The following is an 18,375-nucleotide window of genomic DNA, read 5'->3' on the forward strand; positions in this document are numbered from 1 at the left end:
TATGTCAAAACAGTTTTCTGATTTAGGAATTAACAAACAGTTACAACAAAGCTTAGCTGATTTAAAAATTTCGGTACCAACAAGCGTACAAGAAAAAACAATTCCGGTTATATTAAATAGAAAAAAAGATCTTGTTGTTTTGGCAAAAACAGGAACAGGAAAAACAGCTTCGTTTGGTTTACCTTTATTGCAATTAATCGATGTAGAGTCAACAAAATTACAAGCAATAATATTAGCGCCAACAAGAGAGCTAGGACAGCAGATATATACTAATTTAGTTTCATTTGCAACACATAATTTAGCCATATCAATCGCAGCTGTTTGTGGTGGAACGCCAATTAAACCACAAATTGAGCGTTTACAAAAAGTAACACATATTGTAGTAGCAACACCAGGACGTTTGGCAGATTTAATTAAAAGAAATGCTATTGATGTTTCGCAAATTTCATACTTTATTTTAGATGAAGCCGATGAAATGGTTAGTGCTTTAAAAGAAGGTTTGGATAGTATTATTAAAGAAGTTCCAAAAAGCAGAAGAACTTTATTGTTTACCGCAACAATGCCAGGAACTGTAAAACAACTGGTTCAGAATTACATGTCTAAAAATGTACTTCAAATTGAAGCGGATATGGAAACTGTAGGTCATCAAGGTATTAAGCATCAATATGTGGTAGTAAAACCAATCGAAAAACTAGAAGTTTTACTGCATTTTTTAAACTCTAAAGAAGGAAAACGCGGAATTATATTCTGTAAAACAAAAGCAGCTGTTAATAAATTAGCTAAAAACTTAGCCATCAATAAATTTTCATCTGGCGCTATTCATGGTAGTTTAACTCAAGGAATTCGTGATCGAATTATGGGACAATTTAGAGAAGGCTATATTGATATATTAGTAGCAACCGATTTAGCTGCTCGAGGCATTGATGTTAAAGAAATTTCGTATGTAGTAAATTATCATTTACCAGATACTTATGATGCTTATGTACATAGAAGCGGGCGAACGGCAAGGGCAGGAGCAACCGGACTTTCACTTACTGTATTACAAGAAGAAGAAATTGATGATATTTCAGATTTTGAAAATGAGTTAGGCATTGTTTTTAAGCCCTTTAAAAAGGCTGATAGTAAAAGTATTGAAGAAAACAATGGTTTATTATGGGCAAAAAAAATATTTAAAACAAAACCTAATCGTGCAGTTTCTGAAGATTTTAAAGCTAAGGTAAAAACGATTTTTCATCATTTAACAAAAGAAGAATTGGTTGATAAAATAATTGCCAATTATCTAGCTGAAAATAATACAGGAAACTCGAAAATAGGTAAGTCTAAAAATAAGGAATAGAACAGTGTTTTCTTTAAATTTGAATTTAATTTCTATTTTATGTAAAAAAAATACAAAAAAATGGAATAAATATTGTAATTTAGAATATATTGGGCAATATGATGATTTTCGTTAAAAATGAAAATTAACATTATTCAAAAAATAAATACAAAAACTATATATTAATTAATCTTATGGCAAAATCTCAGCAATCATTTAACAAGAATGAAAAAGAGAAAAAGCGTTTAAAGAAACGTGAAGATAAAAGAAAAAAGATGGAAGCTCGAAAGGCTGATATAAGAGAGAATGGAAAAACAGGAATTGAATTTGCATATACAGATGCTTATGGAAATTTAACATCTACACCACCAGATCCAGATCAAAAGATAGAGATAAATTTAGAAGACATTCAAGTAAGTGTTCCTAAAACTCTAGAAGGTGATAAAGAAGAATTTGATCCTGTAAGAAAAGGAACTGTTTCTTTTTTCGATTCTTCAAAAGGGTTCGGTTTTATTATAGACGGGGCTGATCAAGAAAAATACTTTACGCATGTTAGTGGAATCATCGATCAGATTTCAGAGAATGATAAAGTTTCTTTTGAACTTGAAAAAGGGATGAAAGGAATGAATGCCGTTAAAGTTACCTTGATTAAATAAACTAATTTTAAAAATTAAAAAGGGATAAATTATATACAATATAATTTATCCCTTTTTTTTATTATTGATTAAATTCTTCAAAACTTCCGTCAGTATATAAAAGAACTACTTTTCGTAGTTTTTTTGCACCTCCTGAGAGTTGCGTATTTGAATTAATTACGGGTTCTTCTTCAGATATCGAATTTTCAGAAAACAGAGAAGGTGTTTCTTTTTTATCTTCTTTTAAATTCGTTATTGTTGTTTGTATATCCCTTTTTTCTTTTTTAGGAAAAGATCCTTCATTATACAATAGCCAATATAAATCAACTTCTGGAAATTTATCAATTACCTTCATAACAAAATCTAAGCTAGGTTTATTCCTGCCAGATAATAGGTGAGATATGCTTGAACGAGGCACTTCTATAGTATCAGCAAAAGTTGATGATGTTAAATCGTAATGAGTAATTATTGCTTTTAATCGAGTAAGTAAATCCATAAACAAGTTACAATTGTGAATTACATAAATGAATTGTAAAGATACACAATTGTAAATTACTGTAAAAATCGAATAAGAACAACTATATACCCTCTTTTGTGCTTCACTAAAACTTTAGGTCACGTGATTTAAATCATTAAAAAACAGTGTTTTAGATTTTTAATATAGAGTTTTTCAATAGTTTTTAGAGGTTAAGTTGATGTTACGGAAAGAGTCAGGTAAACACATTTGTAAAGATATAGATTTATTTAAACACTTATTTTACATATGTAAAAAGCATGATTTGTTAATGTAAAATGGATATTTAATAACTAATAAACAGAATTATAGCTCTTGTAAATTTATAAGTTTACTATTTTTAAGATGTTTAAGTGAGGGTTTATAATATATATTCAAGTATTATACATAAGATTAAGATATATGAAGCTATATATACCTAAAACAGCGCGATAATAAGGTTTTTACTCTTAATTACAATTGTAAACAATACAAATATATGATTATGTAGATGTAGAATACTACAAACTGAAATAAAAACATCAGGCAATTTACATTTGTAAACTACTTGATGTTTATAAAAGTTAACTTAAAAACAGTCTCATCTATATGTGATACAAACCGAATTGTTCCGTTGTGAGCTTCCATAATACTTTTACTTAAAGTTAAGCCAATTCCAGAACCGTCTTTTCTGGTTGTAAAATATGGAATAAAGATGTTGTCTTTAATATCATTAGAAATACCAATACCGTTATCTATAACAGATAAGTTTATTCGGTTATTCTCTTGATGTAATTTAATTCTGATTTTTGGATTTTCAATACCAACTAAAGCATACAAACAATTAGATAATAAATTTATAAGTACTTGTTCTATTTGTTGTTTGTCAGCATCAATAATTACTTCTTTAGAGAAATCGAATTTTACACTTATTTTTTTAGATGAAAATTCATGTTGAAAAAGCATTAAAGTATTTTTAATAATTTTAGTAAGATCTACTTTCATTTTTTGAGGCAAAGGTAATTCAGCTAACTTTCTATAAGTATCTACAAAAGATGTTAAATGGTATGAACGACGTTTAATTATTTGCAACCCTTGCGATAGCTCTTGTATTGTTTCTTCATCTGTTTGATTTTCTTGTAAAAGAGAATCTAAATTTTCGGCTAAACTACTAATAGGAGTAATGGTATTAATTATTTCGTGAGACATTACATTCATTAATTTATACCAAGCTTCTTTTTCTTTTTTATCAATTAATTGCTGAATAGTTTCTAAAGAAATAATTAAATACTCATATTGATTGGTTTGTGTAACCGAGGTTTTTAAGAAAAAACTTTCTTTTATATCGTTTACATCAATGGTAATAGTATGTTTAATTTCTTGCCATTTAGCTATAAAGTTAGCGAGGTTACCTAGTTTACCTTTCAGTAATTTCCAATTATAAAACTTAGGTATCTTTAAAAATTCGGTAAACGCTTTATTAATTTGAAATACCTCAATATGCTCATTTGTGTCTTTTCTTAAAATAAGAACACCAATACTTAAACTTTCTATAATATTGGTAAGAATTAACGCTTCAGATGTTTTTAAAAGACTTTTTTTTCGGTTTTTTTCTAACAATAAAGCGGTTTTGTTATGTAACGGATTTTCTCTTTTTTTAGAAGAAAAAGTATTCGAATAATCATCATGCAACAAACAATCTATCGATTTTTCAATATCAGCAAACAGTTTTGTTAAATAATCAAAAAATAAGAATAGTTGAAAAATAAACAAAAAAGAAAACCCAATAGTATTAATTGAGTATCCGTTTAAATAGGTAAAAAAAACCAGAACTCCGTTTACTATTAATAGTAAAACTCTAATGAGAATCTGAATAAATTGAGGTTTTCCCATTTTATAATTGATGTTTTTCTAGTCGTCTATATAATGCAGCACGGGTTAAGCCTAAATCTTTTGCTGCACGAGAAATATTACCTTGATGCTTTTGTAAAGCTTGTTCAATTAACAACTTTTCAGTTTCTTCTAAGTTTAAACTATTCGCCAATCTAGCTTCTAATTTTTTAGTTGAAAAATGTAAATCTTCTAATTGAATTTCAGTGTTATCTGTAATAATTACAGCACGTTCAACAATATGTTCTATTTCTCTAATATTTCCGGGCCAATGGTATTTTTTTAATCCACCGATGGCTTGTGTACTATATCCGTTTATTTTCTTTCTGTATTTTTGGTTTAGTTTCTTTAAAAAATGATTCGCAAGTAACTCAACATCACCAACACGATCTCGAAGCGGCGGTAAGTTTAATTCGATGGTATTTATTCTAAACAACAAATCCTGACGAAACAATTGCTCTGCTACCATTTTATGAATATTGGCATTGGTAGCACAAATAATACGTACATCAATAGCACGTTCTTTACCTTCACCTAAACGAGTTATTTTTCTGTTCTGAACAACCGTTAATAATTTAGATTGTAAATGGAGTGGGAGGTTACCTATTTCATCTAAAAAAATAGTACCGCCTTTTGCTAATTCAAATCTACCAATAGTATCTTTATGAGCATCCGTAAAAGCTCCTTTTGTATAACCAAATAATTCACTTTCAAATAAATTTTCATTTAAAGAACCTAAATCGACATGAATAAAAGGATGGTTTTTTCTTTCGGATTTTAAATGTATTTCTTTTGCAAATACGTATTTACCTGTTCCGTTTTCACCTAAAATTAAAATAGTAGCATCTGTAGGTGCAACTTTTTGCGCCAAGCCAACCGCCGATTTCATTGCTGGAGAAGTACCAATAATATGTTCTGTTTGTTGATGAAAATCTTTATCGTTTAATTTTTGAACGGTTTGTAATTGTGTTGTTTTTCGTTTAGAACGTGATAATTCTATTCCCGAATTTACAATTCCATATAACTTTTCGGTGTTCCAAGGTTTTAATATAAAATCGGTAGCTCCTTTTTTAATCGCATCAACTGCTAAATTTACACTACCAAAAGCTGTCATTAAAAGTACGGTAGTTTCCGGACTTACTTCTTTAATATGCTTTAACCAATACAAACCTTCTTTACCATCTTCATAACCAATACGGTAATTCATGTCTAACAAAACAACATCTATATGGGTTGAAGAAGTTAAATGATTACTTATTTTCTTCGGATTATTTGCTGTTATAATTTCGGTAAAATATTTTTTTAAACTTATTCTGGCAGAAAACAAAATGTCATCATCATCATCTACTATTAATATGGTTGCTTCTTTTTTTCTCATACTACATAGTTAGTCAATTGTTTGAATATGAACAAAAATATGTTCGGTTTTGAACATGTGTAAAATCATTACAAAACTCAAAACCCTATCTATCAAAGTGTTGTAGTTGTGTTTTCTAGTGGCATATTTATGGAGTTAACTATGCCAAACGAATATAAATTATAATGGATAAGCAGCTACAAACTAAAAACAAAACAACTAAAAAGATGCTAATATGGGGAATTCCAATCGTCTTATTAATATGTATTATTTTAATGAATTTAACGCGTAAAAAACAAGTTAACATTCATAAAGACAGTTTAAGTATTAGAGAGGTTACTCTAGGAAATTTTGAAGATGTTATTCTATTTAACAGTACAGTTGAGCCAAAAACTTCTGTCTTGGTAAATGTCATTCAGGGTGGTTCAGTTTCTGAAATTTATGTAGAAAGCGGACAAATGATAAAAAAAGGAACCCCTTTATTAAAAGTCTACAATCCGAATGCTGAATTAAATTATTTAACGCAAGAAACAGCAATGATTGAGCAGATTAATAATTTAAGAAATTTACGTGTAAGCATTAAAAATCAGCAATTAAGTTTAGATCAACAATTATTAAGTATTAATAATGATTTTAGAAATGCAAAACGTCAATACGATTTAGATAAGAAATTATTCGATAAGGGAGTTGTAGCAAAAAATGATTATGAAAAATCTGCTCAAGAACACTCGTATCAAAAAGAGAGAAATGGCGTAATTAAAAAAAGTGTTTCAGAAGAAAAAAGGAGTAGAGATTTACAATTAATAAGTATAAATTCATCGTTAAATAACATGGGAAAAAGCTTAGGATTGTTAAGAAAAAATAAGGAAAACTTTACTGTAAAAGCACCGGTAGATGGTTTGTTATCATCTTTTAATCCAATACTAGGAGAAAATTATAATCAAGGACAACCAATCGGAAAAATGGATGTTCTAGACGGTTATAAATTAGTAGCAAATGTTGATGAATACTATATTTCTAAACTTAAAAAGGGAATTAAAGGAAGCGTTTCTGCAAATAATGAAAATTATAAAATAGCCTTATCAAAAATTTATCCTGAAATTAAAAGCGGACAATTTAAAGTAGAATTATTGTTTGAGAAGGATACTTTATCAAACAATATAAAAAGAGGAATGTCTTTAAAAAGTAAAGTGTTTTTATCGGGTAAAACAAAAGCTTTATTAATACCTAAAGGATTATTTTATCAAAGTACTAACGGTAAATGGGTTTTTGTTTTAGACTTTGATAATAAAGCGGTAAAAAGAAACATTAAAATTGGTAGAGAAAACCCTTTTTATTATGAAGTTTTAGAAGGTTTAAAAGAAGGTGATAAAATAATTACTTCAAACTATGATGATTTTAAAAATGTAGAGGAAGTAAATATAAATGAATAAAAAAATATAAATGTTAGTTTGAGCGCAATCGAAAACTATGAAATTAAACGATTAAAAACATATTAAAATGATAAAAATAACAGATTTAGTAAAAATATACAGAACAGAAGAGGTAGAAACAACCGCTTTAAATAAATTAAGTTTAGAGGTTAAAAAAGGGGAATTTGTTTCAATTATGGGAGCATCGGGCTGCGGTAAATCAACTTTATTAAATATTATCGGTTTATTGGATGCTCCAAATGATGGAAGTTATTTATTTGACGAGACAGAAGTTGCTAAATTTAATGAAAAAGAAAGAGCAAGCTTACGTAAAGCAAACATCGGTTTTGTTTTTCAAAACTTTAATTTAATTGATGAGTTAACTGTTTATGAAAATGTAGAATTGCCTTTAATTTACAATAAAGTTAAAGCATCAGAAAGAAAAATAAGAGTTACAGAAATTTTAGAAAGAATAGGTATTGCACACAGAGCAAAACATTATCCATTGCAATTATCTGGTGGTCAGCAGCAAAGAGTTGCTGTTGCAAGAGCTTTGGTTACAAATCCTAAGTTAATTTTAGCAGATGAACCAACAGGAAATTTAGATAGTAAAAGTGGTAATGATGTAATGGAGTTATTAACAGAGTTACACGCAACAGGTGCAACAATTGTTATGGTTACACACTCATCATACGATGCGCAATTTTCATCTAGAGTTATTACTTTAAAAGATGGAGAAGTAATATCTGAGAAAAAAAATGAACACACAATTGATGTTTTAATTAACTAATTTAAAAAGAAGTTTTATGTATCAAATATGGTTAAAAATATTCTTTAGGAATAGTAAAAAAAATTGGTTAAACACATTAATTAATATTAGTGGTTTAACTTTAGGCTTGGCGGGTTTGCTAATTGTTTTATTATATATAAATGAAGAAAAAAGCTATAATCAATGGAACCCTAATAAAGATGATGTTTATCGAGTTAACCTTAATCGACCAACATCAGGAGAGGTTTGGTTTACCGTAAATGCAGGAATGTACTTAACATATCCAAAAGAATTACCTGAAGTAACTGAGGCTTTAATGGTTAATCCATTTTATAGAAGTAAAGTTGTGCAATATAAAGATGGTTTTGAGTTTAATAATAAAACTATCTCAACTGAACCTCAGTTTTTTGATTTTTTCCCGTTTGAAATTTTAGAGGGTTCAACTCAAAAATTTGCTGAAACAAGAAAAAATATAGCGCTATCTAAAGCATATGCAAATAGAATTTTTAAAGGAGAAAAAGCTGTCGGAAACACTGTAAAAATAGATGATGAAAGTTATATAGTAGCTTGTGTTTATAAAATTCCAAAAAATTCACATCAAGAACCTGATCTATTAATGCAATATAGTGAAGATTTTGAAGTGCATTGGGGTAATCATAATAACGAATTATTTTGTAAAATTACTGAAGGAACAGATTTAGAAGCTCTAAAACAAAAGATGGATGCTATAATTATTAATAAAGCATACAAATCTGAAATTGAAGAAAACGGGCTTACCATAGCCGAATTTGAAAGTCGCTATGGTTTTCCGACCGTAGTTTTTGATAAGTTGAATACGATGTATTTACATAATACTGCAAAAAGAGCAGGGCCAAGTGGCACAGGAAACTACCAACTGTTAATGGTTTTGTTAGGTTTATCTATATTATTAATAATAATTTCTTGTGTAAATTTTATTAATTTATCTGTTGCTACAGCAACTCAAAGAGCAAAAGAAGTAGGGGTAAAGAAAACACTTGGCTTATCAAAAAAACAACTAATGTTTCAATACATATTTGAAATTGTTTTGCAAGGATTTATATCTTTTATATTATCATTAATTATTGTAGAATTAGCATTGCCTTTTTTTAATGAATTTGTTGAAACAGATATTTCAATACTACATACAAACTCATTATTTACTTTGTTATTATCGGTAATATTTGTATCTCTTTTAGTAGGGAGTATTCCAGCATTTTATCTGTCAAATTTTAAAGCAGTAGAGGTTTTAAAAGGAAGTATTTCTAAAAGTAAAAAAGGAAATTTTATAAGAAATATGATGCTTGGACTTCAATTTTTAATTTCAGGGTTCTTTATTATCAGTATGCTAATTGTTGGTAATCAAATTAATTATATGATGAAAAAAGATTTAGGCTTTGATAAAAAGCAAGTCTTATCTGTTGATGTATATAGCTTGCCAAATAAATTTAAAAAATTTAAGTTAGCTCAAGAAGTTTTATCGAAAAATAAAAATATTGTGGCGGTAACAACAAGTATGTTTGTTCCTGGAGAGGGGTTTGTAAATGGTACATCTTTAAGGCATCCTAAAAACGATAAAAGTTTTAATTCTGCGTCAAATTTAGTAGCATATAATTATTTAAATTTTGCTAAGATTAAAATAATAAAAGGAAGAGATTTTTCAAAGGAAATTGCCTCAGATAGTATTAATAAAATTATAATAAATGAAACTGCCGCTAAAAAACTAGGTATTTATAATAAACCTTTAGGAGAAAAATTAACTTTAGGTTGGTTAGACGATAATGATAGTACTAATAATTTTGAAGTAATTGGTATGGTAAAGGATTATCATTTTGATGGTTTTGATACAAAAATTTCACCAATGTTTTTTATTCCTTGGAAAAGTTTTGATTTTACGCATAGATGGATTCCTGCTATTCAGTTTAAAATAAACTCTAATAATATTGATAAAACTATTACAGCGATAGAAACTTTTTGGAAACAAAATATTGATGCAAAATACCCTTTTTCTTATGAGTTTTTAGATAAAAAGTTTGCAAAAACTTATAAGAAATATCAAAAGCAGCAAACATTATTCCTGGTACTTTCTTTACTAGTTATCTTAATATCGTTATTGGGGTTGTTTGCCTTAGCAACTTTAACAATTCAACAACGATTAAAAGAAGTTGCTATTCGTAAAACACTTGGCGCATCAGTAAAAGAAATTATGTTCCAATTGTTGCAGAATTTTTTAAAGATTGTACTAATTTCTTCAATAATATTAATTCCAATAGCTTATTATTTTATGCAAAATTGGTTGCAAAACTTTGTTTATAGGATAGATATGCCAGTGTTACCTTATGTTTTAACGCCTATTATTTTAATCATCTTGGTGTTTATTGTTGTTGGTTTTAAAGCTTATAAAGCAACAAAAATTGATTTAATTAAATATTTAAAATTTGAGTAATATATCAAAAAGGCAGCTCATAAAATAACATGTATTTATGAGCTTCTTTTTTAATTAATTTTATTTAAAGACTTATAACTATTGTAACTTTTGCTGAAAAACATGTAGGTTATTCAAAAGAATAATGGTTATTATTTTATAAAAGAAGATAATAACTATTTCTATATGATATTATACAATTCAAAAGGATTTTAAATACCTTCGTTTTATTATTTAAAATTATTAAAACCTAAAGTAAGTTTATAATAACCTATAAAGTATGATAACACAATATTCAATTATAATAGTAGACGATCATAGTATGTTTTTAGATGGTTTGCGTAGTATTATTTCTGAAGAAAAAAATATAGATATAATATTAACAGCCACAAAAGGAACACAGGTACTTAAGTATTTACAAATAAATCCTACACAAAAAGTAGATTTAGTAATTACAGATATTAATATGCCTGAAATGGATGGTGTTGCTTTAAATAAGGCTATAAAAGAGCAATTTCCAACAATAAAAACATTAGTTGTTAGTATGCTGGAAGATCCTGTTAAAGTTCAAAATTTAATTGAGTCAAAAGCAAATGGTTATTTATCAAAAAATGCTGAAAAAACTGAATTATTAAAAGCTATAAAAATTATCTTAAATGGCGAAAATTATTTTTCACCAAGAATAAAAACTATTCTAATGGAAGCTATGTTTACAGCTAAAACAAAATCTCAAGTTTCATTAACAAAAAGGGAAAAAGAAGTTTTAAAACTTATAGCTAAAGAATTTACCACTAAAGAAATTGCATCACAATTATTTTTAAGTAAACATACAATAGAAAGTTATCGAAAAAATTTAATTTCAAAATTAAATGTACGTAATCTTGCTGGTTTAACACGTTATGCTATGGAAGAAGGTCTTTTAAATTAACATAAATAAATATACCCCTGAAAACAGGGGGTATAATTTCACGGTATTTCGTCTGAAATAAATTTATTAATTCCTGCAACTTTGCAGCATACAATTATACAATCAATTAAAAAATAAAAATTATGATTTACGGAATTACATTAATCCTTTTAAGTATCATCGCAGTACCTTCTTTAATTTTAGCAAAGAAACCTAATGCACAAGAATTATTAGATAAAATTGAGCCTTATCAAGGTTGGATTGGTTTGGTTTTTTGTTTAGCAGGTGTATGGGGTATTATTTCTGCTTTTTTAAATATGGGATGGATAACCTCATTACCTATTTGGTGGGTAACTCTTTTAGCAGGAAGTGTAGTGCAAGCTGTATTAGGGTTTATGTTAGGTTTTGGAATGATTAATAAAATATTATTAAGTAAAAATGAAGCTGCACAAGAAAAAGCTGCTTTGTTAAGAGAAAAATTAGCTCCAAAACAAGGAAAATTAGGAATCTTCGGACTTATTGTTGGAGGATGGATGATTGTAGCATCAATATTATTTATATAAGCATACAAAATAGTGAAAAAGAAGGGGAATCTAAAAAGTAATTTTTAGATAATTAAAGCCTGTGCATTTTATAATTGTGCAGGTTTTTTTATTATTTTGATAAAACAGAAATTAAACAGCAACTAATTTTGCATATTTCATAAAATAATCTTCTAAACGTTTTAAAATAGGGGGCATTTTTTCTGAATACATTACAAACTGACATTTATTAATGCTTTGAGTAATAGCCATAACAGCAGTGTAAGCAGAGTTTTGAGTTAAAAAATCAGCATCGTCAATACAAAATATTTTTACCTGTGAAATACTTAATCCCTCCAATAATAATAATTTATTTACTATTTTGGGTGTGGCTATTAAAACATCAATACCTTCAAATATTTCAGATTTTATTACATCAATATGAAGTCTTTCATCACCAAAATATACCCGTAAAGGATGATGTCTTGTATATTTTAAAAACTCATTGTACAACTCTAATACTTTCTCATTATTTTCTGCTAAAATAATAGCTCTAGGAGCATTTCCAATAGCTTCAAATTTTAATTTATGTAATGTAGTAAGTACCAGCGCAGTTGTTTTTCCACTACCAACTGAAGCCGTACAGAAAACGTTTGAACCACTTTTTATTACAGGAATACTTGCTTTTTGAAAAGGTGTAGGTGTCGTTATATTAAGAGAGGTTAATTTTTCTTTTATATCAACATGTAATTTTTTAAATGGCATAAAATAATTGTTTAATTGTACTGATTAAGTAAAAGCGACAAATATACAATTAAATGGCTGTTTTTGTAATTTAATGTTTTTTATAATGAGTATTATTAATAAAAAAGTAGCTGAAAAAACACAGTTTTAAAATCTCAGATATGGGATTTATTGCCTAAAAACAAAATAATGTTTTAGACAATAAATTTCCCACCCTTTTAGTGTTGAAAGAATTTATTTAAAGTAAGAGAAATCTTCTCCTTCTTCAATCTTTAATAAACTTTCATATATCATTTTAATAACGTTTTCAACATCTTCACGATGTACCATTTCAACCGTTGTATGCATGTAACGTAATGGTAAAGAAATTAAAGCGGAAGCAACCCCTCCGTTACTATAAGCAAAAGCATCTGTATCAGTACCAGTAGCTCTTGATAAAGCCGAGCGTTGAAAAGGAATTTCGTTTGCTTCAGCAGCATCAATAATTAAATCACGTAATTTTTGTTGCACAGCAGGAGCATAGGCAACGACAGGGCCTTTACCAAGTTCTAAAAGGCCTTCTTTTTTCTGATCAATCATTGGTGTTGTAGTATCGTGTGTTACATCAGTAACAATTGCTACATTAGGTTTAATGGTTTGTGTAATCATTTCAGCTCCACGTAAACCTATTTCTTCTTGTACAGAGTTTGTGATGTATAATCCGAAAGGTAATTCTTTCTTATTTTCTTTTAATAAGCGAGCAACTTCGGCAATCATAAATCCACCCATTCTGTTGTCTAGCGCTCTACATACAAATTTATCTCCATTTAAAATATGAAATTCATCTGGATATGTAATTACACAACCAACATGTATTCCTAGTTTTTCAACTTCTTCTTTCGTAGCACAACCTGTATCAATAAAAATATTATCTGGTTTTGGTGCTTCTTCATTAGCTTTATTGCGAGTATGAATTGCTGGCCAACCAAATACTCCTTTTACGATGCCGTTTTTACCATGAATGTTAACAATTTTACTAGGAGCAATTTGATGATCTGAGCCTCCGTTACGAATCACGTAAATTAATCCGTTATCAGAGATGTAATTTACATACCATGAAATTTCATCGGCATGTCCTTCAATTACTACTTTGTATTTAGCATCAGGGTTTATTACTCCAACTGCTGATCCGTATGTATCTGTAATAAATTCATCAACATAAGGTTTTAAGTAATCCATCCAAATTTTTTGCCCTTCCCATTCATATCCAGTAGGGGCAGCATTGTTTAAGTATGTAGCTAAGAAATCGATAGATTTCTCATTTAAAATTGATTTATTTTTAGCCATAATATGTAATGTTATTTTTGTTATTCCTCTTCTTCTTTTTTAGAATCTGGCCCCCAAAAACGTCGTTGTTCACGATATGCTTGTTCTTCTTTAATTTGTTTAGGGGTTAGTACTTTTAAAAAGGAAGGATGCTGTTCGATAGCATATTCTATTTTTTCAACAATATTAGCAACACTTTCATTTTCGTAATCAATATCTAAAGGTTCTTTGATAACCATTGATTGTAAAACGTTTCGTTTTTTTATCATCAATCCTTTTTTATCAAAAGAACGTCTAAAACCATCAATAACAATAGGTACTACTACAGGTTTATAGGTTTTTATAATGTGTGCTGTACCACGGCGAATAGGTTTGAAAGGTGTTGTGGTTCCTTGCGGAAATGTAATTACCCAACCATCATCTAAAGCTTTTCGAATGTTAGAAATGTCAGACATTTTTACTTGTCTTTTTACATCTTTACCGTCACTTCGCCAAGTTCTTTCAACAGATACAGAACCTACATAAGCAAATATTTTAGGTAATATACCAGACCGCATTGTTTCTCCAGCTGCAATATAGTATAAGTTTAATTTAGGATTCCATAAATAGCCTACGTTTCTAATATTATCATCACGTCCTTTTAAAGCAGCGTTAAATACATGAAACATTGAAGCTACATCAGCAAAATAAGTTTGGTGATTAGAGATAAATAATACATTTTTATCAGGTAAATTTCTAAGCACGTCCATACCTTCAATTTGTAAGTTATTGAATTTACGGTAACGTCCATGCGATATGATACCTAACGTTTGTATAAGAAAACGTTTAATAAATAATATATGACCAAACGGGTTCCTTTTGAATAAAGGCATTTATAATTATATTTTTAGTGTAAGTGCTAAATTACAAAAGAAATAGAAAATATTAGAGTTTAAATAAATCTTTAATTTCTGACAACATCATGGCTGTTGCCCCCCAAACAACGTAATTGTTTAGTTTAAAGCAAGGTACCTTAATTTTTTTCATGTAAGAAGTTTCCATATTTACAGATGTTAAATTACGATCATTAAATAAATCACTAATTAAAACTTCAATAATATTAGCTACTTCATAATTAGGTTTAAAAACAGGTTTTGTTTTTGTAAAACCAATAAAAGGAGCCACTAAAAAATTACTAGGTGGTATATAGGAATCTGAAAGTTGTCGAATAATCTTTATATCTTTAGGTATTATACCTACTTCTTCAAATGTTTCCCTTAAAGCTGTTGTTTTAAGATTTTTATCTTCGATATCAATTTTTCCACCAGGAAAACTAACTTGAGCAGAATGTTTACCGTTATAACTTGCTCTTTCTGTTAGTAATAATCGTGTTTTATTATTTTTATCAGGATAAAATAAAGCTAAAACAGCTGCTTTTTTTGGATTTTTACTGTTGATTAATTCTTGAGAAAATTGAGTTCTTAACTTTGGTGCTAATTTTAACTGCGAATGCAATCCTCCCAAAGGTTTGTTTTGTAATTCGTTAAGTTGATTTGTGAAATCAGAAAAAGTCATTCAATTTTAGTATTTTAAAGCAAACATATAAATTCACAAAGTTAAAAATATAATAATTTGGCTTGAATTTTGATTTATGCTAAACATAATTAATATTTAATAAATGAACACAAAAAATAAATACAAAAAATTAGCATTAAGTTTAGTGTTTGACGCCATAGGGTTTTTATCATATATAATACCAGGTATAGGTGAGCTACTTGATGTAATTTGGGCACCAATTTCTGCCTATTTAATGACTAAAATGTATAAAGGTAATAAAGGTAAAATAGGGGCAGCAGTTTCTTTTATCGAAGAAGCAATGCCTGGTTTAGATGTAATACCAACATTTACATTAATGTGGTTATTTACTCATGTTTTTACAGCTAATCAATCAAAAAAAACAATTGAAATTTAACTTATATATTTCAAATTTAATGATTTAAATTAATCGTAAAACAGGTAATAATTACTTATAATAAAGAGTCTGGTAAATCAATGTAGTTTTTTCTTTTATTTTCCGTAAATTCGCAGGCTTAAACTTAGAGATTGATTATGAAAATATCATATAATTGGTTACGACAATTTTTACAAACCGACTGGGAAGCTGAAAAAACTGGAGAATTATTAACAGATTTAGGCCTTGAAGTAGAAGGTATTGAAACTGTAGAAAGTATTAAAGGAAGTTTAAAAGGGATTGTAGTTGGTGAAGTAAAAACATGTGTAAAGCATCCAAATGCAGATAAACTTAAAGTTACTACCGTAGATTTAGGTGACGGAAAACCTGTACAGATTGTATGTGGAGCTCCTAATGTTGATGCTGGACAAAAAGTACCAGTGGCAACTGTTGGAACCACCTTATATGATGAAAAAGGAGAAGGGTTTAAAATTAAGAAAGGTAAAATTAGAGGAGAAGAAAGTCATGGAATGATTTGTGCCGAAGACGAGTTAGGTTTAGGTAAAAGTCATGACGGAATTATGATTTTAGACGACGCTATTGCGCCAGGAACTTTAGGTTCAGAGGTTTTTAATATTGAAACAGATTATGTTTTTGAAATTGGTTTAACGCCAAATCGTGCTGATGCAATGAGCCATTTTGGAGTAGCTCGTGATTTACGTGCAGGGTTAATTCAGCAAGGAACAAATATAGAGTTGATATCTCCTTCAGTATCTGATTTTCATGTAGACGAACGTACTTTAAAAATTGATATTGAAGTTGAAGATAAAAACTTAGTGCCTCGCTATTGCGGAATTACAATTACAGATATTGAAGTAAAAGAATCTCCAGAATGGATTCAAAATAGATTAAAAGCCATAGGGATTGTGCCTAAAAATAATATTGTAGACATTACAAACTATGTTTTACACGAATTAGGACAACCTTTACATGCTTTTGATGCAAATAAAATACGAGGAAATAAAGTACTTGTTAAAACTTTAGAAGCTGGAACAAAATTTACAACTTTAGACGAAGTTGAAAGAACATTAGATGCTGATGATATAATGATCTGTGATGCTGATGACAATCCATTATGTATTGGTGGAGTTTTTGGAGGAATAACATCTGGAGTAACCGAGCATACAACTTCGGTTTTCTTAGAAAGTGCGTATTTTAACCCAGTTTCTATCCGTAAAACAGCCAAAAGACATGCGTTAAATACTGATGCTTCTTTCCGTTTTGAAAGAGGAATAGATGTTAATTTAACTAAATATGCCTTAAAACGTGCCGCATTATTAATTGAGGAGTATGCTGGAGGAAAAATGTCTTCTGATATTTTAGATTTTTATCCAGAAAGAATTGAAGATTTCGAAGTTTTCTTATCTTTTGAAAATACATATAAATTAATAGGACAAGAGATTCCAAGAGAAACAATCAAAAACATTTTAGCTTCTTTAGAAATTAAAATAAACAGTGTTACCGATGCTGGGTTAGGCTTAGTAATACCATCTTACAGAGTAGATGTACAGCGTGAAGCTGATATTATTGAAGAAATTTTAAGAGTTTACGGATATAATAATATTGAGTTTTCTCATAAATTAAACACATCTATTTCTTTTGATAGCGATAAAGAAGTTAAAATTGAAAACATTGTAGCAAACCAATTAACCTCATTAGGGTTTAATGAAACAATGGCTAATTCTTTAACCAAAGAAGATTATGTTGCCTTGTCTGATAATTTAAATCCAGCGAATAACGTAGAAATGTTAAATCCGTTAAGTAACGATTTAAAAGTAATGCGTCAATCGTTATTATTTAGTGGTTTAGAATCTGTTTCGTATAACATTAACAGAAAAAACAATACGCTAAAATTTTATGAATTTGGTAAAACATATCATAAATACGAAAGTGGGTATCAAGAAGACAAGCATTTAACCTTATTTGTTACAGGAAATAGAACTAAAGATAGCTGGAAAACAGCTAACAAAACATCTGATTTCTTTTATTTAAAGGGAATTGTAACTAGTTTATTAAGTCGATTAGGCTTAGAAAAACTAAAAACATCACCAGTAAAGGCAGATATATTTTCTGAAGGAATTGTATTAAGTTTAGGTAAAACTAAATTAGTAGAATTTGGAGTGGTAAAAAGAGCTATTTTAAAAGAGTTTTCTATTAAGCAAGAAGTATTATTTGCTGATTTTAATTGGCAAAATATTTTGAATTTTGTGGGTAAGAAAAACATTAAAGTAACTGATTTGGCAAAATTTCCATCAGTAAAACGTGATTTAGCATTATTGCTAGATGATAAGGTTGAGTTTAAAGAAATTTACAATCTTGCTTTTCAATCAGAAAAGAAACTTTTAAAAGAAGTAGATTTATTTGATGTTTATGAAGGCGATAAACTACCTGAAGGTAAAAAATCGTATGCAGTTAGTTTTGTTTTACAAGATGAAAATAAAACGTTAGCAGATAAACAAATTGATAAGATAATGCAAAAATTACAGCAAACATTCGAAAAGAATTTAGCAGCTGTTTTAAGATAATTAAGAAGCTCCAATTTTTATTGGGGCTTTTTTTATGAAATTTTACGTCATTCTGAACCTGTTTCAGAA

At 28.6% G+C, this 18,375-nt stretch carries 16 protein-coding genes; 9 read left to right on the top strand and 7 right to left on the bottom strand.

Annotated features, from left to right (window positions below):
• Position 1 precedes the first annotated feature (1 nt).
• Together BA195_RS12185 and BA195_RS12190 are read left to right on the top strand one after the other, a co-directional pair.
• Complete coding sequence (locus tag BA195_RS12185; RefSeq protein ID WP_068705864.1) at positions 2-1,336, top strand: DEAD/DEAH box helicase; 1,335 nt, start codon at positions 2-4, stop codon at positions 1,334-1,336.
• A 173-nt stretch (positions 1,337-1,509) separates the two neighbouring features.
• Entirely contained in the window at positions 1,510-1,971 is a 462-nt protein-coding gene (locus BA195_RS12190; protein WP_068705866.1) for a cold-shock protein, read from the top strand.
• 61 nt (positions 1,972-2,032) lie between these two features.
• Here BA195_RS12190 and BA195_RS12195 read toward each other — a convergent pair whose 3' ends face one another.
• The 3 genes from BA195_RS12195 to BA195_RS12205 form a co-directional block, all read right to left on the bottom strand.
• Positions 2,033-2,446 carry a helix-turn-helix transcriptional regulator gene (locus BA195_RS12195; RefSeq protein ID WP_141677711.1) on the bottom strand — a complete coding sequence of 138 codons (414 nt, stop codon included), beginning with the start codon at positions 2,444-2,446 and terminating at the stop codon, positions 2,033-2,035.
• A 561-nt stretch (positions 2,447-3,007) separates the two neighbouring features.
• Positions 3,008-4,336: a sensor histidine kinase gene (locus tag BA195_RS12200; protein WP_068705870.1), complete on the bottom strand. Its 1,329-nt coding sequence runs from the start codon at positions 4,334-4,336 to the stop codon at positions 3,008-3,010.
• A 1-nt stretch (position 4,337) separates the two neighbouring features.
• Positions 4,338-5,711 (bottom strand): sigma-54-dependent transcriptional regulator, encoded by a 1,374-nt coding sequence (locus BA195_RS12205; protein WP_068705871.1) that lies wholly within the window; start codon positions 5,709-5,711, stop codon positions 4,338-4,340.
• Between the two features lie 164 nt (positions 5,712-5,875).
• On the opposite strand from BA195_RS12205, the gene BA195_RS12210 reads away from it, so the two are divergent.
• The 5 genes from BA195_RS12210 to BA195_RS12230 all read left to right on the top strand — a co-directional run bounded on the left by BA195_RS12210 (position 5,876) and on the right by BA195_RS12230 (position 11,784).
• Positions 5,876-7,123, top strand: a complete 1,248-nt coding sequence (locus BA195_RS12210) for an efflux RND transporter periplasmic adaptor subunit (protein WP_068705872.1) — start codon at positions 5,876-5,878, stop codon at positions 7,121-7,123.
• Positions 7,124-7,190: 67 nt separating this feature from the next.
• Entirely contained in the window at positions 7,191-7,892 is a 702-nt protein-coding gene (locus BA195_RS12215; RefSeq protein ID WP_068705873.1) for an ABC transporter ATP-binding protein, read from the top strand.
• A gap of 16 nt (positions 7,893-7,908) precedes the next feature.
• A complete protein-coding gene (locus BA195_RS12220) occupies positions 7,909-10,335 on the top strand; it encodes an ABC transporter permease (protein WP_068705874.1) in 2,427 nt (808 codons plus the stop codon).
• Positions 10,336-10,594: 259 nt separating this feature from the next.
• Positions 10,595-11,242 carry a response regulator transcription factor gene (locus BA195_RS12225; protein WP_068705875.1) on the top strand — a complete coding sequence of 216 codons (648 nt, stop codon included), beginning with the start codon at positions 10,595-10,597 and terminating at the stop codon, positions 11,240-11,242.
• Between the two features lie 122 nt (positions 11,243-11,364).
• Positions 11,365-11,784, top strand: coding sequence for a hypothetical protein (locus BA195_RS12230; RefSeq protein WP_068705877.1), 420 nt, complete (start codon positions 11,365-11,367; stop codon positions 11,782-11,784).
• A gap of 111 nt (positions 11,785-11,895) precedes the next feature.
• On the opposite strand, the gene BA195_RS12235 is transcribed toward BA195_RS12230, so the two are convergent.
• The 4 genes from BA195_RS12235 to BA195_RS12250 form a co-directional block, all read right to left on the bottom strand.
• The gene (locus BA195_RS12235; protein WP_068705879.1) at positions 11,896-12,507 is read right to left on the bottom strand and encodes a DEAD/DEAH box helicase; all 612 of its coding nucleotides are present in this window, start codon (positions 12,505-12,507) and stop codon (positions 11,896-11,898) included.
• Between the two features lie 213 nt (positions 12,508-12,720).
• On the bottom strand, positions 12,721-13,812 hold the full coding sequence (locus BA195_RS12240; protein WP_068705881.1) for a M42 family metallopeptidase: 1,092 nt from the start codon (positions 13,810-13,812) through the stop codon (positions 12,721-12,723).
• Positions 13,813-13,832: 20 nt separating this feature from the next.
• A complete protein-coding gene (locus tag BA195_RS12245; protein ID WP_068705882.1) occupies positions 13,833-14,663 on the bottom strand; it encodes a lysophospholipid acyltransferase family protein in 831 nt (276 codons plus the stop codon).
• Between the two features lie 52 nt (positions 14,664-14,715).
• A complete protein-coding gene (locus BA195_RS12250) occupies positions 14,716-15,345 on the bottom strand; it encodes an NUDIX hydrolase (protein ID WP_068705883.1) in 630 nt (209 codons plus the stop codon).
• Between the two features lie 103 nt (positions 15,346-15,448).
• On the opposite strand from BA195_RS12250, the gene BA195_RS12255 reads away from it, so the two are divergent.
• The gene (locus BA195_RS12255) at positions 15,449-15,742 is read left to right on the top strand and encodes a hypothetical protein (protein ID WP_068705884.1); all 294 of its coding nucleotides are present in this window, start codon (positions 15,449-15,451) and stop codon (positions 15,740-15,742) included.
• A 137-nt stretch (positions 15,743-15,879) separates the two neighbouring features.
• Positions 15,880-18,306: a phenylalanine--tRNA ligase subunit beta gene (pheT, locus tag BA195_RS12260; RefSeq protein ID WP_068705885.1), complete on the top strand. Its 2,427-nt coding sequence runs from the start codon at positions 15,880-15,882 to the stop codon at positions 18,304-18,306.
• The last annotated feature ends 69 nt before the right edge of the window (positions 18,307-18,375 follow it).

It is taken from the genome of Tenacibaculum soleae, assembly GCF_001693415.1.
Classification (GTDB): Bacteria; Bacteroidota; Bacteroidia; order Flavobacteriales; family Flavobacteriaceae; genus Polaribacter; species Polaribacter soleae.

What these genes read in the sequence shown, in the direction of transcription:
- BA195_RS12185 (WP_068705864.1), top strand. Translation starts at nt 2, where the DNA reads ATGTCAAAACAGTTTTCTGATTTAGGAATTAACAAACAGTTACAACAA.
- BA195_RS12190 (WP_068705866.1), top strand. Translation starts at nt 1,510, where the DNA reads ATGGCAAAATCTCAGCAATCATTTAACAAGAATGAAAAAGAGAAAAAG.
- BA195_RS12195 (WP_141677711.1), bottom strand. Translation starts at nt 2,446, where the DNA reads ATGGATTTACTTACTCGATTAAAAGCAATAATTACTCATTACGATTTA.
- BA195_RS12200 (WP_068705870.1), bottom strand. Translation starts at nt 4,336, where the DNA reads ATGGGAAAACCTCAATTTATTCAGATTCTCATTAGAGTTTTACTATTA.
- BA195_RS12205 (WP_068705871.1), bottom strand. Translation starts at nt 5,711, where the DNA reads ATGAGAAAAAAAGAAGCAACCATATTAATAGTAGATGATGATGATGAC.
- BA195_RS12210 (WP_068705872.1), top strand. Translation starts at nt 5,876, where the DNA reads ATGGATAAGCAGCTACAAACTAAAAACAAAACAACTAAAAAGATGCTA.
- BA195_RS12215 (WP_068705873.1), top strand. Translation starts at nt 7,191, where the DNA reads ATGATAAAAATAACAGATTTAGTAAAAATATACAGAACAGAAGAGGTA.
- BA195_RS12220 (WP_068705874.1), top strand. Translation starts at nt 7,909, where the DNA reads ATGTATCAAATATGGTTAAAAATATTCTTTAGGAATAGTAAAAAAAAT.
- BA195_RS12225 (WP_068705875.1), top strand. Translation starts at nt 10,595, where the DNA reads ATGATAACACAATATTCAATTATAATAGTAGACGATCATAGTATGTTT.
- BA195_RS12230 (WP_068705877.1), top strand. Translation starts at nt 11,365, where the DNA reads ATGATTTACGGAATTACATTAATCCTTTTAAGTATCATCGCAGTACCT.
- BA195_RS12235 (WP_068705879.1), bottom strand. Translation starts at nt 12,507, where the DNA reads ATGCCATTTAAAAAATTACATGTTGATATAAAAGAAAAATTAACCTCT.
- BA195_RS12240 (WP_068705881.1), bottom strand. Translation starts at nt 13,812, where the DNA reads ATGGCTAAAAATAAATCAATTTTAAATGAGAAATCTATCGATTTCTTA.
- BA195_RS12245 (WP_068705882.1), bottom strand. Translation starts at nt 14,663, where the DNA reads ATGCCTTTATTCAAAAGGAACCCGTTTGGTCATATATTATTTATTAAA.
- BA195_RS12250 (WP_068705883.1), bottom strand. Translation starts at nt 15,345, where the DNA reads ATGACTTTTTCTGATTTCACAAATCAACTTAACGAATTACAAAACAAA.
- BA195_RS12255 (WP_068705884.1), top strand. Translation starts at nt 15,449, where the DNA reads ATGAACACAAAAAATAAATACAAAAAATTAGCATTAAGTTTAGTGTTT.
- pheT (WP_068705885.1), top strand. Translation starts at nt 15,880, where the DNA reads ATGAAAATATCATATAATTGGTTACGACAATTTTTACAAACCGACTGG.